The organism is Pseudomonas sp. B21-019, from assembly GCF_024749225.1.
Lineage (GTDB): Bacteria > Pseudomonadota > Gammaproteobacteria > Pseudomonadales > Pseudomonadaceae > Aquipseudomonas.
Map to the genome: position 1 here is coordinate 4757962 of NZ_CP087193.1, position 15616 is coordinate 4773577.

Sequence of the window (15616 nt, forward strand, 5' to 3'; positions counted from 1 at the left end):
AACGGCTTAGGCGACCTGGGCCAGTTTGGCGTTGGCCTGGTTCAGGCCTTTCTCCTGGAAGTCACCGCCCAGGTTCATGCCTTCGGCGTGAATGAACGTGACGTCGTGGATGCCGATAAAGCCCATGACCTGACGCAGGTAAGGTTCCTGATGATCCGCGGTGCTGCCGGCGTAGATCCCGCCGCGAGCGGTCAGCACGTAGGCGCGCTTGCCGCTGAGCAAACCTTGCGGACCGGTCTCGGTGTATTTGAAAGTCACGCCGGCACGCAGCACATGGTCGAGCCAGGCTTTCAAGGTGCTCGGAATCGCGAAGTTGTACATGGGCGCTGCCATCACCAGCACGTCGGCGGCCAGCAGTTCGTCGGTCAATTGGTTGGAGCGTTCCAGCGAGGCCTGTTCGATCTCGTTGCGTTGTTCGACAGGTTTCATCCAGCCGCCCAGCAGGTTGATGTCCAGGTGCGGCACCGGGTTGACGGCCAGGTCACGGACGGTGATCTGGTCGGCTGGGTGTGCGGCTTTCCACTGGCTGATGAAGGTCTGGGTCAGCTGGCGGGAAACCGAGTCTTGCTGACGGGCGCTGCTTTCGATGATCAGAACGCGGGACATGGGATGTAGCCTCCATCTGAGAATGCTGTAGGTCGATGGAGTGAAGGTTAAACAGAGTCATATCGATGAAAAAGCGCAAATAACTGCTATAAAGCATCGATAAATTCGTTTATAAGCGAAGCATGCCCAGGCGACATGCTCCGCTTGAGGTCATTTCGGGGTGCAAGTCAGGTCGATACGCAGCTTGATGATGGTGCGGGTGAACTTGGCCGTGGCGTTTTTGTGTTTGCCGGCGGGTACGTCGATCTTGCGGGTGCGTGGCGCTTCCGGACCGTTATTGAAAACCACTTTGCAAGTGACGTCGGTGTCGCCGTAGTTGTTGACCTGAATGGAGCCGATGTCGGCGTCCGTGTCGTAGGCGTTGTAGTCGACCTTCAAACCGTTGAGCTGTTTATTGACATCGATCGGATAGGCAAACGCAGTCAGAGGCAACATCGCCAACAACGCACACCCTGCCATCACACAACAGATTTTTTTCATTCCGCAGTCTCCAATAAGAACTGCCAGCTTAGGACAAGAGGAGCTCAACATGAAAGCGCCCCGCGTGACCCTTGATCAATGGCGAACATTGCAGGCCGTGGTCGATCACGGCGGTTTCGCCCAGGCCGCCGAAGTGCTGCACCGTTCGCAATCGTCGGTCAGCTACACCGTCGCGCGCATGCAGGACCAGCTCGGCGTGCCGCTGTTGCGCATCGATGGCCGTAAAGCGGTGCTCACCGAGGCCGGCGGCGTGCTGCTGCGCCGCTCCCGGCAACTGGTGAAACAGGCCAGCCAACTGGAAGACCTGGCCCACCACATGGAACAAGGCTGGGAAGCGGAGGTGCGGTTGGTGGTCGACGCCGCGTACCCGAGCGCCCGCCTCGTCCGCGCCTTGACCGCGTTCATGCCGCAAAGTCGTGGCTGCCGGGTGCGGCTGCGCGAAGAAGTGTTATCGGGTGTCGAAGAGGTCCTGCTTGAAGGCGTGGCCGATCTGGCCATCACCGGTCTCAGTATTCCCGGTTACCTTGGCGCGGAATTGAGCGACGTCGAATTCGTCGCGGTCGCCCACCCCGAACACCCGCTGCATCGTCTGAACCGCGAACTGAACTTCCAGGACCTGGAGACTCAGATGCAAGTGGTGATCCGCGACTCAGGCCGTCAGCAACCGCGAGATGTCGGCTGGCTCGGTGCCGAACAGCGCTGGACCGTCGGCAGCCTGGCCACTGCTGCGACCTTCGTCAGCAGCGGTCTGGGCTTCGCCTGGCTACCCCGGCACATGATCGAGCGCGAACTTAAAGAAGGCACGCTCAAAGTGCTACCGTTGGATCAGGGCGGAAGCCGCAACCCGAGTTTCTATCTGTATTCGAACAAGGACAAACCCTTGGGCCCGGCCACGCAGATTCTCATCGAACTGCTGCGCACCTTTGACACCGCGCCGCTGGATGCGCCCTTCGCCGCGCCCGAACAAGCCTGACACGGAGTGTACCCATGGCCTATTTCGAACATGAAGGTTGCAACCTGCACTATGAGGAATATGGTCACGGCACGCCGTTGCTGCTGGTTCACGGGTTGGGCTCCAGCACCCTGGACTGGGAAATGCAGATCCCGGCGCTCGCCGCCCACCATCGGGTGATCGTGCCGGATGTGCGCGGCCACGGGCGCTCCGACAAGCCCCGCGAGCGTTACAGCATCGCCGGGTTCAGCGCCGACCTGATCGCGCTGATCGAACACTTGAACCTTGGCCCTGCTCATCTTGTGGGGCTTTCGATGGGCGGCATGATCGCTTTTCAACTGGCAGTGGACCAGCCGCAACTGCTCAAGAGTCTGTGCATCGTCAACAGCGCGCCCGAGGTCAAACGGCGCAGCCGCAACGACTATTGGCAGTGGTTCAAACGCTGGAGCCTGATGCGCGTGCTGAGCATGGGCACCATCGGCAAGGCCCTGGGCGCCAAACTGTTTCCCAAGCCGGAACAAGCTTCGTTACGACAAAAAATAGCGGCGCGCTGGGCAAGAAACGACAAACATGCTTATCTCGCCAGCTTCGATGCCATCGTTGGCTGGGGGGTTCAGGAACGACTTTCCAGGGTTTCGTGTCCAACCCTCGTCGTCAGCGCCGACCGTGACTACACCCCGGTCGCGCTGAAAGAAACCTATGTAAAACTGCTGCCCGATGCGCGGCTGGTGGTGATCGCCGATTCGCGCCACGCCACCCCGCTGGATCAACCCGAACGTTTCAACCAAACCCTGCTCGAGTTTCTCACCGCAGTCGACATCACCACTCAGGATCACTGACCCATGCTGAAAAAAATCGCCCTCGTCGCCGGCTCCGTTCTGTTTGCCGCCAACCTGATGGCCGCCACGCCGGCCAAGGCACCGCACGTGCTGCTGGAGACCACCAACGGCCAGATCGAAATCGAACTGGACCCGGTCAAGGCGCCGATCAGTACCAAGAATTTCCTTGAGTACGTCGACAGTGGCTTCTACAACAACACGATTTTTCACCGTGTGATTCCAGGTTTCATGGCTCAGGGCGGTGGTTTCACTGCACAGATGCAACAGAAGGAAACCAAGGCATCGATCAAAAACGAAGCCAGCAACGGCCTGCATAACGTGCGTGGCACACTGTCGATGGCGCGTACTTCGAACCCGGATTCGGCCACCAGCCAGTTCTTCATCAACGTGGCCGACAACGCCTTCCTCGATCCGGGTCGCGACGCCGGTTACGCCGTCTTCGCCAAAGTGGTCAAGGGCATGGACGTGGTGGACATCATCGTCAACTCTCAGACCACCACCAAACAAGGCATGCAGAACGTGCCTGTCGACCCGGTGCTGATCAAGTCGGCCAAGCGCATCGACTGAGTACACCGGCAGTCTTGAGCGGTGGCCGGTCGATATCCGGCGCCGCTCATATCGTTTAAAGGAGAGCCCGTACGCGGGCGGAGAACCGATGCTTTATCGCCGTTTCGAAAGACTGATCGACATTTTCCGCGATGCCCCGACGGCGGCTCCACCGAGCCGGGTTCTCTCCTTCTATACCTACTACCTGAAGCAGGTCTGGCCAATCTTCGCCGTTTTGTTGGTCGTCGGCCTGTTCGGCGCGCTGATCGAAGTGGCGCTGTTCAGCTACCTGAGTCGCATCATCGACCTGACCCAGAGCACATCCAACGTCGACTTCTTCAAGGTCCACGGCGTGGAATTGGCCTGGATGGCGGCGGTTGCGCTGATTCTGCGGCCGCTGTTCCTCGCCCTGCATGACATGCTGGTGCACCAGACTTTGAGCCCCGGCATGACCAGCCTGATCCGCTGGCAGAACCACAGTTACGTGCTCAAACAGAGCCTGAATTTCTTCCAGAACGACTTCGCCGGGCGCATCGCCCAACGCATCATGCAAACCGGCAACTCCCTGCGCGACTCTGCCGTGCAAGCGGTGGATGCGCTGTGGCACGTGCTGATCTACGCGATCAGCTCGCTGGTGCTGTTCGCCGAAGCCGACTGGCGCTTGATGATCCCGCTGCTGATCTGGATCGCTGCCTACATCGGCGCGCTCTACTACTTCGTGCCGCGGGTGAAAGAGCGTTCGGTGGTGTCCTCCGATGCACGCTCCAAACTCATGGGGCGGATCGTCGACGGCTACACCAACATCACTACCCTCAAGCTGTTCGCCCACACCAACTTCGAACAGCAGTACGCCCGCGAAGCCATCGCGGAACAGACCGAAAAAGCCCAACTGGCCGGCCGTGTGGTCACCAGCATGGACGTGGTCATCACCAGCATGAACGGCCTCTTGATCGTCGGCACCACCGGGCTGGCCCTGTGGCTGTGGACGCAGTCGCTGATCAGCGTGGGCGCGATTGCCTTGGCCACCGGGCTGGTGATCCGCATCGTCAACATGTCCGGCTGGATCATGTGGGTGGTCAACGGCATTTTCGAAAACATCGGCATGGTCCAGGACGGTTTGCAGACCATCGCCCAACCAGTCAGCGTCACCGACCGCGAACAGGCAAAACCCTTGGCGGTGGCCCGTGGCGAGGTGCGTTTCGAACACGTCGATTTCCACTACGGCAAGAAGAGCGGGATCATCGGCGGCCTCAACCTGACCATTAAGCCCGGCGAAAAAATCGGCCTGATCGGCCCCTCCGGCGCCGGCAAATCGACGTTGGTCAACCTGCTGCTGCGCCTGTATGACGTGCAGGGCGGGCGGATCCTCATCGACGGCCAGAACATCGCCGAAGTCGGGCAGGAAAGCCTGCGCGAACGCATCGGCATGATCACCCAGGACACCTCGCTGCTGCACCGTTCGATCCGCGACAATTTGCTGTACGGCAAACCCGACGCCACCGACGCCGAACTCTGGGAAGCGGTGCACAAGGCCCGTGCCGACGAGTTCATCCCGCTGCTGTCGGACTCCGAAGGCCGCACCGGTTTCGATGCTCATGTGGGTGAGCGCGGGGTGAAACTCTCCGGCGGCCAGCGTCAGCGGATTGCCATCGCCCGGGTGCTGCTCAAGGACGCGCCGATCCTGATCATGGACGAAGCCACCTCGGCGCTGGACTCGGAAGTCGAAGCAGCGATCCAGGAAAGCCTCGAAACCCTGATGCAGGGCAAAACCGTGATCGCCATCGCTCACCGTCTCTCGACCATTGCCCGGATGGACCGGTTGGTGGTGCTGGAAAACGGCAAGATCGCCGAAACCGGCAGCCACGCCGAACTGCTGGCCCATGGCGGTTTGTATGCGCGGTTGTGGCAGCACCAGACCGGCGGGTTTGTCGGGATCGATTGAGCCCGCGAAGATCAAAAGATCAAAAGATCAAAAGATCAAAAGATCAAAAGATCTTGGCGCCATCAACCACACAGCAGAACACCAGAAACCGCCAGAACCCGCCAACCACGGGCTCTGGCGGTTTTTTATGGTCACTGGAGTTCCGTAAAAATCCTGCTGTACTCAGCCAAGGTACTGGAGGTTCCGAAGTCCATCTGCTGGATGCACAACGACAGTGTTATCTCGATAGGGAAACTCGCTATGTCTTTGTTCAAACGTTCGGCTACAGAATTGGTAGGTACGTTCTGGCTGGTATTGGGGGGTTGCGGCAGTGCGGTTCTGGCGGCAGCGTTTCCAAACGTGGGGATCGGTTTACTGGGGGTGTCCCTGGCATTCGGTTTGACGGTACTGACGATGGCCTTCGCCATCGGCCACATCTCGGGTTGTCATCTAAACCCTGCGGTTTCGGTCGGACTGGTCGTCGGCGGACGCTTCCCTGCCAAAGAACTGCCCGCCTACATCATCGCCCAGGTGATTGGCGGGATCATCGCAGCGGCCTTGCTGTACTTCATTGCCAGTGGCAAACCCGGCTTCGAACTGGCCAGCGGCCTGGCGTCCAATGGCTACGGCGAACACTCGCCAGGTGGCTACTCGATGGCGGCGGGGTTTGTCAGTGAACTGGTGATGACCGCCATGTTCATCCTGATCATTCTCGGCGCCACCGATAAACGCGCCCCGGCCGGGCTGGCACCCATCGCCATCGGCCTGGCGCTGACCCTGATCCATCTGATCTCGATTCCGGTCACCAACACCTCGGTCAACCCGGCCCGCAGTACGGGTCCGGCGCTGATTGTCGGCGGATGGGCGATTCAACAACTGTGGCTGTTCTGGCTGGCGCCGATTCTGGGGGCGGTCATCGGTGGTGTGATGTATCGCTGGCTGGGCAAAGAAGACAGTTAATCTGCGCGACTGAGCCTGCAATCAACGGCGAAGCTCAGCCTTGTCGATAAGGCAAGGCGGTCTTCGCCTCTTCTGCATACCCCAGCACCCCGACGCGTTCGCGCTCGAGGAAGTCTTTCACCGCCGACTTCAAGCCCGGATGGCGTAGGTAATGCCAGGAATGGGTGATCACCGGTTCAAAGCCACGAATCAGTTTGTGTTCGCCCTGAGCGCCGGCGTCGAAACGCTGAAAGCCGTTGGCAATGGCGTAATCCATACCCTGATAGAAACAGGTCTCGAAGTGCAGGCGATCGAACTCCGCCAGGCAACCCCAGTAACGACCATAAAAGCTGTCGCCGCCGACCAGGCTGAAGGCCATGGCCACCGGCCGTGAACCTTGTTTGGCCAGCACCACGCGAATCGACTCCGGCATGCGCTCGGCCAACAGACTGAAAAATTCCCGCGTCAGGTAAGGCGTCTGCCGACGCACCGCGTAGGTATTGGCGTAGCAGGCGTACACGAAGTCCCACTGCGCCTGGGTCAGCTGCCGGCCTTCCAGCCATTCGAAGTCGATGCCCTGCCCTGCCACTTGCTCACGCTCCTTGCGCATTTGCTTGCGCTTACGCGAACTGAGGGCGTCGAGAAAGTCCTGAAAATCCCGGTAATCACGATTCTGCCAGTGGTACTGACAGCCAATGCGCTGCAACCAGCCTGGCTGTTCGGCCAATGCAGCGTCGGTGAACGGATCGGTGAAATTGATGTGGGCGCTGGAAAGTTTTTCTATCTCCAGATAACCCGGCAGGCTCTGCAAGAGTTCGAAACCGTCCTCGATCGTCGCCGCCAGCAATCGCGGCCCGCTGACCGGACTGAACGGCACCGCCGTCAACAGTTTGGGGTAGTAGTCGATGCCCGCACGCTCACAGGCATCGGCCCAGGCATGGTCGAACACGTATTCGCCGTAGGAATGCCATTTGCGGTAACTGGGCAGCGCGGCGATCAGGCGCTCGCCTTCGACATGCAGCAGATGCTCGGGCTGCCAGCCGGAATGCGGGCCCAGACTGCCGCTGTCTTCCAGTGAACCGAGGAACGCATGGCGCAGAAACGGCTGATTCTCCGGCACCAGGGCATCCCAGGTACAGGGTGCGATTTGCGACAGTGTATGCAGACATTGCAGCGGCATTTTCCTCTCCACATCTTGGCGTGACAGCTCCACGAGTATCGCCGATCGCAGGGCGATCCACACGCGTCAATCCGATACAAGGCTCTGAATCGGGCATTTCAGAAACGTTTGTATCGTCATCGACCTGCCATCACTTCGCCACTGACCTGTCATAAACCATCGCGATACTGGCGCCTGTTTTTAGAGCGTCGGGTTCTACCCGGCCACTGTTTTCCGACCTTCAACTGTCGGTTGTGTCCAGGATGGTTCAGCCATCCCTCTCATCTTCGGAGATTGCTATGCGTCTTGCTTCCACGAAAACTGCGGCGGCCTTGTGTGGTGGCCTGTTGCTGGCCATGAGTGTTCCGGCCAGTGCCGCAGTCGACGCCAAACTGCTCGACATGCTCAAGGCTAACGGTTCTATTTCCCAGGCGCAGTACGTTGAACTGCAAGCCGAACTTGCCAAGGATCAGAAGGCTCAGCAAATCGCGCAGCAGGCGCAGCAAGAGACCAACGAACAAATAGCGGTCGCCGCGAAGAAAGCCAACGAGTTGAGCGCCTTCGACCAGAAACTGGCCTGGGCCGCCAAGACCCAGTTCAAGGGCGACGTTCGCGTACGCCAGGAAACGGTCAAGATCGACGGCGAACCCAACAACGGTGGCCGTGACAAGGATCGTCAACGCATCCGCGCCCGTCTGGGTGCCTACAGCGAAATCAACCCGCAAGTGGACACCGGCATCCGCATTGCCACCGGCGGCGGTGACGATGCTCGCTCGACCAACCAGGACATGGACAACTACTTCGACAAGAAGCAGATCTGGCTGGATCTGGGCTACATCGACTACCACCCGGACGCCATCAAAAACCTGCATGTGATCGGCGGCAAGATGCTGCAACCATGGGTCAGCATGGGTGATGTGATCTGGGACAGCGACATCAACCCGGAAGGTCTGGCAGTGACCTACAAATACCCACTGGGCAGCAGTGCCGAACTGTTCGGTAGCCTGGGCAACTACAACCTCAAGGACAACGTCGACGGCGAAGGCGTGCAATTTCGTCACGACCTGCGTCTGACCGCCGGCCAGTTGGGCAGCCGTTTCGCCATCACCGACAACCTGAAACTGACCGTCGGCGGCAGCGTCTATGCCTACCAGAACGACGAAGACAGCCGTTGCACCGGCACGTCCACGCCGTGCGCCCTGGCCGTCAACGGCAACTCCGCCAACAACGAGTTCCGTCTGTACGAAGGTTTCAGCCAGATCGATATCGGCGGCCTGCCGATGCCACTGTCGTTCTACGGCCAGTATGTGAAGAACAACGATGCCGTGACCGATCAGGACACTGCCTGGCTGGTCGGTGCCAAGTCGAAAGTCTTCGGTTTCAACCTCGACTACAACTACCGCGACGTGCAGCGTAACGCCGTGGTCGGTGCCTTCACCGACTCGGACTTCGCCAACGGCACCACCGGTTCTCGCGGTCACAAGTTCAAAGTCGGTTACGACATCGACAAGAACTTCGCCCTCGGTGCCACTTACTTCCTGACCAAAGCCGACTTCTCCAGCCGTACCCAGCGTGATGCCAACACCAACACGCTGCAACTGGACGCAGAAGCGAAGTTCTAAGCTGCGAAGCAATACACTTCAAACGATGCGGTTTACATACGGTCGTGTCGTTTGAAGAGGTTCAACAGTCTGGCGCGGGGCAACGATCCCCATCATCCGTTCGTTTCACCCGCGCCGGCCTGTGCTTTCCTTCAGGAACGATCTTTACGCCGCTGCGCCGCCAGCCGCTCGGCCAGTGCCTCCACATCCTCGACCGGTTTCTGCGGCATCACCCGCAAGGTCGCCTGCATCAACCGCATCTGCCGAATGAATCGCCGACAATTGGGGCAAAACATCAAGTGATGCCGCATCATCAGACGCTCGCGAAAACTCAACTGGCCATCGAGATAATCACTGGAGCGCGCCACTTGTTCCTTACAGGTCAGCATTCGCCGGTTTCCTCAAAATGTTCTACGGTCGCAAAGACCTTCAACCGTGCCCGATGCAGCAGCACACGAACATTGGAGAGTGAGATTTCCAGAAGATTACAGATCTCTTCCAACTCCAGCCCCTGTCGCTCGCGCAACAGCAAGACACTGCTTTGCAGTTCCGACAGGCTGAGCAATGTGTGTTCCAGGCATTCGCGCAGTTCGTTTTCAGTCAACAGCGCCTCTGGCGTGTCCTGATGCCAGGCGAACGGCGCCACCAGCCAATGACCATCACTCGATGAAAAACGATCGTCATCGATCGTACCGTGAGGCGACGGCAGGTCATCGAGCAACACTTCCCGGCGGTTTTGCTTGTAGCGACTCTTGGCCGAGTTGGCGGTGATGGTCAGCAGCCAGGTCTTGAGACTCGAACGCCCCTCGAACCCGCCCAGATTACGCACTACTGACAGCCATGCGTCCTGCACCACTTCGTCGGCATGCCGGTTACCGACGATCGCATAAGCCACCGCACGCATGGCGCTCTGGTAAGTACTGACCAGTTCCTTGAAAGCCTTCTGCTCGCCCGTCAGCAGGCGTTCGAGCAATAGGGTGTCGTCAGCAGCAGCCATTGATGCCTCTTGTCCGAATCAGTGGGGACACAAAAAAAGATCGCAGCCTTCGGCAGCTCCTACAGTTCGATCGTATCCAACCACGATACCGGGTTGAAATCCAATGCTGTAGGAGCTGCCGCAGGCTGCGATCTTTTCAGGCTATATCAGCGCTTGCGCAGAATCACGCTGCCAATCGAGTAACCAGCGCCGAACGAGCTCAGTACGGCCAGCGAACCACTGACCAGATCGTCCTGATTCTTGTGGAACGAAATCACCGAACCGGCAGAGCTGGTGTTGGCGTAAGTATCGAGAATCACCGGGGCTTCTGCTTCGGTAGCTTCGCGGCCCAGCAGCTTCTTGACGATCAGGTGGTTCATGCTGAGATTGGCCTGGTGCAGCCAGAAACGCTTCACGTCACTGACGTTGAGCTGGTTTTCTTCCAGGTGCGTGGCGATCAGCTCGGCGACCATCGGGCAGACATCGCGGAACACCTTGCGGCCTTCCTGGACGAACAGCTTGTCGGGGGCACCGATGCCCTCTTCCGCGGCGCGGTTGAGGAAGCCGAAGTTGTTGCGGATGTTGTTGGAGAACTTGGTCAGCAGTTTGGTGCTGACCACGTCGAACTGGTACTTGGACGTCGCCAGGTCGGCGCGCTCGATGATCACCGCAGTGGCGGCGTCGCCGAAGATGAAGTGGCTGTCGCGGTCACGGAAATTCAGGTGACCGGTGCAGACTTCCGGGTTAACCATCAGGATCGCCCGGGCCTGGCCCAGTTGCACACTGTTGGCGGCGGCCTGGATGCCGAAGGTTGCCGAGGAGCACGCCACGTTCATGTCGTAACCGAAACCCTGGATACCCAGTGCTTCCTGAACTTCGATGGCGATGGCCGGGTAGGCGCGCTGCAGGTTGGAGCAGGCGACGATTACACCGTCGATGTCAGCGGCGGTCTTGCCGGCACGCTGCAAGGCTTGCTCGGCCGCGCCAATGGCCATCTGGCACAGCACCGACCACTCGTCGTTGGAGCGCTCGGGCAAGCGTGGCGCCATGCGTTGCGGGTCGAGGATGCCCTCTTTGTCCATGACAAAGCGGCTTTTGATGCCGGAGGCTTTTTCGATAAACGCTGCGCTGGATTCGGTCAATGCCTGGATTTCGCCGCGCTCAATGGCCTCGGCGTTGTCGGCGTTGAACTGCGCGACGTAAGCGTTGAAAGACTGCACCAGCTCTTCGTTGGAGATGCTGTTGGCCGGGGTGTATAGGCCGGTGCCGCTGATGACGACGTTATGCATGGTCGTTTCTCTAATCCGTTCAGGCAGAAAGCGCTGGCACCGACGTACCAACACACAAAGGGTCTATTCCAGGTTCCAGACGCAAACCTGGCATCGCTTTATTCCGATCCGCCCAGGCCCGGAAGGCTCAAAACCGCGGGGCCGGCGTTTATAGGCGCGAAGTTTGCCATAAACGCTGGCTTTTGGCCCCTTTTGCCAAGCGATGTAATGCAATACCTACAGTAGACCGCAGAGGCTCAAGGAGATCGGGTTTATGCCTCGACCTGGCTCCATTGCTTGCTCAAGCGCTTGTCGGAGATCGGCACCTTGGTTCCCAATTGCTGCGCGAACAGCGAAACCCGGTACTCCTCCAGCCACCAGCGATACAGCTCCAGCTGCGGATCGCGTTTGCCTTCCTGAGCGTGTTTGTTGGCACGGGTCTGGTATTGGGTCCAGAGCCCGGACAATTCTCCGCTCCAGACCCGGTCCTTCTGCACCTGTGCGCCGAGTTTCTCGAAACGCTGCTCGACGGCCTTGAGATAACGCGGCAGTTCCTTGAGCCACAGCATCGGCGTTTCCCGCACGAATCCCGGGTACACCAGATGGCTGAGCTGCTGCTTGATGTCGTTCAAGGCCACGGCTTGTGCCAGGTCGATCTTGCCCTTGAAGCGTTTTTGCAGGCCGTGCCAGTGCTTGAGAATCTCCAAAGTCAGCCTGGCCAGACGTTCGGCGTGCTCGGTCCAGGCGCCACGTTTGCGCTCGGCCAGGGATGCCAATCCAGCGCCATCGCGTGGCAACGGCTCTTCACCGTCGAGGATGCAACTGTCCAGACTGGCCAGCAGAATGTCTTCCACCAGGCTGTCGATGCGCCCCAGTTCGCGGTACATCAGGCCCAACTCGGTCAGCCCCGGCAACTTGCCGCGCAAGAACTTCGCCGGCTCCGCCAGTTGTTGCATCAGCAAGCGCTGCAAGGCCCGGCGATGCTGGAACTCGGCTTCGGCCGGGGTCGAGAAACGTCCTTCCTTGACTGTACCGCCCTCTTCCACCAGCGCCGGATACACCGTCATCGACAGCCCGGCAATCTTCTGTTGGGTTTTCTCGGCGACGGCGGCAAAGACCTTCGCCTCCACCGGTTGCTGACTTTTCGCGGTTTGCGGCACGGCCAAGGCGGCCTGACTGGCCTCGGCAAAGCGTGCGGTCAACTCCGCCAGATCACGCCCTTCGCCAAGGAACTTGCCCTGGCCGTCGACGATTTCCAGGTTCATTCGCAAATGGCTTTCGACCTGCTGCGACGCTTCGGCCCAGGCCTCATCGCTGACCCGCGCGCCGGTCATGCGCAATAACTCGCGGCCCAGCGCCAGAGGCAATGAGCCCTCGCCAAAAGTCATGCGCTGCATCGCGGCTTTGACGAAATCCGGCACCGGCACGAAATTCTTGCGCAGGGCCTTGGGCAGGTTGCGCACCAGCGCAATGCACTTGGCCTCGATCACGCCCGGCACCAGCCATTCCAGGCGTTCCGGCGGCAGCATCGGCAACAGCGGTGCGGGTACGCGCAAGGTCACGCCGTCACGCGGATGGTTGGGCTCGAAGTGATAACTCAGCGCCAGTTCCAGGTCGCCGATGTGCAGGGTGTCGGGGTAATGCGCGGCGGTGACTTCACTGGCTTCGCGGGCCAGCACGTCTTCTTCGCGCATGATCAGCAGCTGCGGGTCTTTCTGGCTGTTGATCCGATACCAACTGTCGAAGGTCGCGGTCTGATGGATCTCCGCCGGCAGGCGCGCATCGTAGAAGGCGAACAGGGTTTCTTCGTCGGCCAGAATGTCCCGGCGGCGCGCCTTGGCTTCCAGTTCGTCTAGCTGTTCCAGCAGTTGCTTGTTGGCTGTCAGGCACTTGGCTTTGGATTGAATCTCGCCGCGCACCAAGGCTTCGCGGATAAACAATTCGCGGGACACCACCGGGTCGACCGGGCCGTAATGCACCGGCCGGCGTCCGACCACGATCAGCCCGAACAGGGTGATTTGCTCGAAGGCCACCACCTGTCCACGCCTCTTCTCCCAATGGGGTTCGAAGTGATTTTTCTTGATCAGGTGCCCGGCTAGCGGCTCGATCCAGTCGGCGTCGATCTTGGCGACCATCCGCGCGTAAAGCTTGGTGGTTTCCACCAGCTCGGCGGTCATCAGCCATTGCGGGCGCTTCTTGCCCAGGCCTGAGGATGGGTGAATCCAGAAGCGTCGCTGACGGGCGCCGAGGTAATCGCCGTCTTCGGTTTTCTGGCCGATCTGGCTGAGCAAACCCGAAAGCACGGCTTTGTGCAGTTTCGGGTAATCCGCCGGCTCTTTGTTGAGGCTCAGCTGCATATCGCGGCAGATCAGGCTCAACTGGCGATGGGAGTCGCGCCACTCGCGCAGGCGCAGGTAATTGAGGAAATTCTTGCGGCACCAGTTGCGCAGCGGACTGGCCGTCAGGGCTTGGCGTTGTTCTTCAAAACCTCGCCACAGATTGACCAGCCCGGCGAAGTCCGAGTCCACGTCTTTCCACTGGGCGTGGGCCTGATCGGCGGCTTGCTGACGCTCCGGCGGGCGCTCGCGCGGGTCCTGGATCGACATGGCGCTGGCGACAATCAGCACTTCCTGCAAGCTGCCGAGTTTCGCCGCTTCCAGCAGCATGCGGCCCATGCGTGGGTCCACTGGCAGTCGCGCCAGTTGCCGACCGAGCGGGGTCAGCTGGCTGTTGCGATCCACCGCCGAGAGTTCTTGCAACAGGTTGAAACCGTCGCTGATGGCCTTGCCATCCGGCGGTTCGATAAACGGGAAATCAGTGATCTCGCCGAGACGCAGATGGAGCATCTGCAAAATCACCGCCGCGAGGTTGGTCCGCAGGATCTCCGGGTCGGTGAATTCCGGCCGACCGATGAAATCTTCTTCGCTGTACAAGCGCACGCAGATACCCGGCTCGACCCGCCCGCAGCGACCTTTACGCTGGTTGGCACTGGCCTGGGAAATCGCTTCGATCGGCAAACGCTGGACCTTGGCGCGGTAGCTGTAGCGACTGATGCGCGCGGTGCCGCTGTCGATCACGTAACGAATGCCCGGCACCGTCAGCGAGGTTTCCGCAACGTTGGTCGCCAGAACCACTCGACGCCCCGGATGCGACTGGAAAATCCGCTGCTGCTCGGCCGGCGACAGCCGTGCGTACAACGGCAGAATCTCGGTGTGCTTGAGCTGAGCCTTGCGCAGCATGTCCGCCGCGTCACGAATCTCGCGCTCGCCGGGCAGGAACACCAGCACGTCGCCGGGGCTCTTGCGCTCACTGCGTTCGAACGCGGCGATTTCGTCGAGGGTCGCGAGGATCGCCTGATCCACGGTCAGGTCATCCTCGACACGGTTGCCCTCCTCGTCCTGCTCCAGGGTCAGCGGGCGATACCAGGTTTCCACCGGGAAGGTGCGGCCGGAGACTTCGACAATCGGCGCATCGTCGAAGTGCTTGGAGAAGCGCTCCAGGTCGATGGTGGCCGAGGTGATGATGACCTTCAGGTCCGGACGACGGGGCAGCAGGGTTTTCAGGTAACCGAGCAGGAAGTCGATGTTCAGGCTGCGTTCGTGGGCTTCGTCGACGATGATCGTGTCGTAGCGTTCGAGGTAGCGGTCGTTCTGGGTTTCCGCCAGCAGGATGCCGTCGGTCATCAGTTTGATCAGGGTGTTGGCATCGCTCTGATCCTCGAACCGCACCTGATAGCCGACCAGCGCACCCAAAGGTGTCGCCAACTCTTCAGCGACCCGGCTCGCCACGCTGCGGGCGGCGATTCGACGCGGCTGGGTGTGGCCGATCAGGCCGTGCTGGCCGCGACCGATTTCCAGGCAAATCTTCGGCAACTGGGTGGTTTTACCCGAACCGGTTTCGCCGGCAATGATCAGCACCTGATGTTTGAGCAACGCCGCTTTGATTTCGTCGCGCTTGGCGGCGATCGGCAGGCTGTCGTCGTAACGAATCACCGGCAGGCTGGCGCGCCGCGCCAACACCTGATCACAGGACGCCTGCGTGCGCGTCACCCACTGGGCCAGCTTGGCCTCGTCAGGTTTCTTGCGCAGCTCAAGCAACTGCCGCCGCAGCCGGTGGCGGTCGGCGAGCATGGCGTGATCGAGGTTTTTCAGCAGTTTGTCGATGGAAGGCGATTCGTCAGTCATCAGGTACGCAAAAGTCGTCTAGTGGCGCAGGAGGCGGATTGTCGCAGATTTGGCAGGGATTGCGGGTGGTTCTACTGTAGGAGCTGTCGAGTGAAACGAGGCTGCGATCTTTTGATTTTGATTTTGATTTTGATTTTTAAAGACA

At 59.9% G+C, this 15616-nt stretch carries 13 protein-coding genes; 6 read left to right on the forward strand and 7 right to left on the reverse strand.

Annotated elements, in window-relative coordinates; translation table 11 throughout:
* Positions 1–6: 6 nt before the first annotated feature.
* Both LOY36_RS21110 and LOY36_RS21115 read right to left on the reverse strand, forming a co-directional pair.
* Positions 7–606 (reverse strand): FMN-dependent NADH-azoreductase, encoded by a 600-nt coding sequence (locus tag LOY36_RS21110; RefSeq protein WP_019580787.1) that lies wholly within the window; start codon positions 604–606, stop codon positions 7–9.
* Positions 607–756: 150 nt separating this feature from the next.
* The gene (locus LOY36_RS21115; protein ID WP_258670715.1) at positions 757–1086 is read right to left on the reverse strand and encodes a 3-phosphoglycerate kinase; all 330 of its coding nucleotides are present in this window, start codon (positions 1084–1086) and stop codon (positions 757–759) included.
* A 49-nt stretch (positions 1087–1135) separates the two neighbouring features.
* Between LOY36_RS21115 and LOY36_RS21120 the strand changes: the two genes are divergently transcribed.
* The 5 genes from LOY36_RS21120 to aqpZ all read left to right on the forward strand — a co-directional run bounded on the left by LOY36_RS21120 (position 1136) and on the right by aqpZ (position 6304).
* On the forward strand, positions 1136–2059 hold the full coding sequence (locus LOY36_RS21120) for a LysR family transcriptional regulator (protein WP_007934048.1): 924 nt from the start codon (positions 1136–1138) through the stop codon (positions 2057–2059).
* Positions 2060–2073: 14 nt separating this feature from the next.
* The gene (locus tag LOY36_RS21125; RefSeq protein WP_258670717.1) at positions 2074–2877 is read left to right on the forward strand and encodes an alpha/beta fold hydrolase; all 804 of its coding nucleotides are present in this window, start codon (positions 2074–2076) and stop codon (positions 2875–2877) included.
* 3 nt (positions 2878–2880) lie between these two features.
* On the forward strand, positions 2881–3444 hold the full coding sequence (locus LOY36_RS21130; protein ID WP_258670719.1) for a peptidylprolyl isomerase: 564 nt from the start codon (positions 2881–2883) through the stop codon (positions 3442–3444).
* Between the two features lie 88 nt (positions 3445–3532).
* Entirely contained in the window at positions 3533–5365 is a 1833-nt protein-coding gene (locus LOY36_RS21135; RefSeq protein WP_258670722.1) for an ABC transporter ATP-binding protein, read from the forward strand.
* 240 nt (positions 5366–5605) lie between these two features.
* A complete protein-coding gene (gene aqpZ, locus LOY36_RS21140) occupies positions 5606–6304 on the forward strand; it encodes an aquaporin Z (protein WP_018926734.1) in 699 nt (232 codons plus the stop codon).
* A gap of 34 nt (positions 6305–6338) precedes the next feature.
* Here the strand turns inward: aqpZ and LOY36_RS21145 are convergent, their stop codons facing one another.
* A complete protein-coding gene (locus tag LOY36_RS21145; protein ID WP_258670725.1) occupies positions 6339–7463 on the reverse strand; it encodes a GNAT family N-acetyltransferase in 1125 nt (374 codons plus the stop codon).
* 278 nt (positions 7464–7741) lie between these two features.
* Between LOY36_RS21145 and LOY36_RS21150 the strand changes: the two genes are divergently transcribed.
* On the forward strand, positions 7742–9064 hold the full coding sequence (locus tag LOY36_RS21150; RefSeq protein WP_018926736.1) for a putative porin: 1323 nt from the start codon (positions 7742–7744) through the stop codon (positions 9062–9064).
* Positions 9065–9195: 131 nt separating this feature from the next.
* Here LOY36_RS21150 and LOY36_RS21155 read toward each other — a convergent pair whose 3' ends face one another.
* The 4 genes from LOY36_RS21155 to hrpA all read right to left on the reverse strand — a co-directional run bounded on the left by LOY36_RS21155 (position 9196) and on the right by hrpA (position 15471).
* Positions 9196–9432: an anti-sigma factor gene (locus LOY36_RS21155; protein WP_007934080.1), complete on the reverse strand. Its 237-nt coding sequence runs from the start codon at positions 9430–9432 to the stop codon at positions 9196–9198.
* The gene (locus LOY36_RS21160; RefSeq protein ID WP_258670728.1) at positions 9426–10040 is read right to left on the reverse strand and encodes an RNA polymerase sigma factor; all 615 of its coding nucleotides are present in this window, start codon (positions 10038–10040) and stop codon (positions 9426–9428) included. Before LOY36_RS21160 ends, LOY36_RS21155 begins: the two co-directional genes overlap by 7 nt.
* 146 nt (positions 10041–10186) lie before the next feature.
* Entirely contained in the window at positions 10187–11308 is a 1122-nt protein-coding gene (locus LOY36_RS21165; protein ID WP_019648021.1) for a beta-ketoacyl-ACP synthase III, read from the reverse strand.
* A gap of 251 nt (positions 11309–11559) precedes the next feature.
* Positions 11560–15471, reverse strand: a complete 3912-nt coding sequence (gene hrpA, locus LOY36_RS21170) for an ATP-dependent RNA helicase HrpA (protein ID WP_258670731.1) — start codon at positions 15469–15471, stop codon at positions 11560–11562.
* Between the last annotated feature and the right edge of the window lie 145 nt (positions 15472–15616).

Coding starts and splice junctions, on each gene's coding strand:
- LOY36_RS21135 (WP_258670722.1), top strand. CDS start 3,533: ATGCTTTATCGCCGTTTCGAAAGACTGATCGACATTTTCCGCGATGCC.
- LOY36_RS21145 (WP_258670725.1), bottom strand. CDS start 7,463: ATGCCGCTGCAATGTCTGCATACACTGTCGCAAATCGCACCCTGTACC.
- LOY36_RS21130 (WP_258670719.1), top strand. CDS start 2,881: ATGCTGAAAAAAATCGCCCTCGTCGCCGGCTCCGTTCTGTTTGCCGCC.
- LOY36_RS21110 (WP_019580787.1), bottom strand. CDS start 606: ATGTCCCGCGTTCTGATCATCGAAAGCAGCGCCCGTCAGCAAGACTCG.
- LOY36_RS21115 (WP_258670715.1), bottom strand. CDS start 1,086: ATGAAAAAAATCTGTTGTGTGATGGCAGGGTGTGCGTTGTTGGCGATG.
- aqpZ (WP_018926734.1), top strand. CDS start 5,606: ATGTCTTTGTTCAAACGTTCGGCTACAGAATTGGTAGGTACGTTCTGG.
- LOY36_RS21155 (WP_007934080.1), bottom strand. CDS start 9,432: ATGCTGACCTGTAAGGAACAAGTGGCGCGCTCCAGTGATTATCTCGAT.
- LOY36_RS21165 (WP_019648021.1), bottom strand. CDS start 11,308: ATGCATAACGTCGTCATCAGCGGCACCGGCCTATACACCCCGGCCAAC.
- LOY36_RS21160 (WP_258670728.1), bottom strand. CDS start 10,040: ATGGCTGCTGCTGACGACACCCTATTGCTCGAACGCCTGCTGACGGGC.
- hrpA (WP_258670731.1), bottom strand. CDS start 15,471: ATGACTGACGAATCGCCTTCCATCGACAAACTGCTGAAAAACCTCGAT.
- LOY36_RS21125 (WP_258670717.1), top strand. CDS start 2,074: ATGGCCTATTTCGAACATGAAGGTTGCAACCTGCACTATGAGGAATAT.
- LOY36_RS21120 (WP_007934048.1), top strand. CDS start 1,136: ATGAAAGCGCCCCGCGTGACCCTTGATCAATGGCGAACATTGCAGGCC.
- LOY36_RS21150 (WP_018926736.1), top strand. CDS start 7,742: ATGCGTCTTGCTTCCACGAAAACTGCGGCGGCCTTGTGTGGTGGCCTG.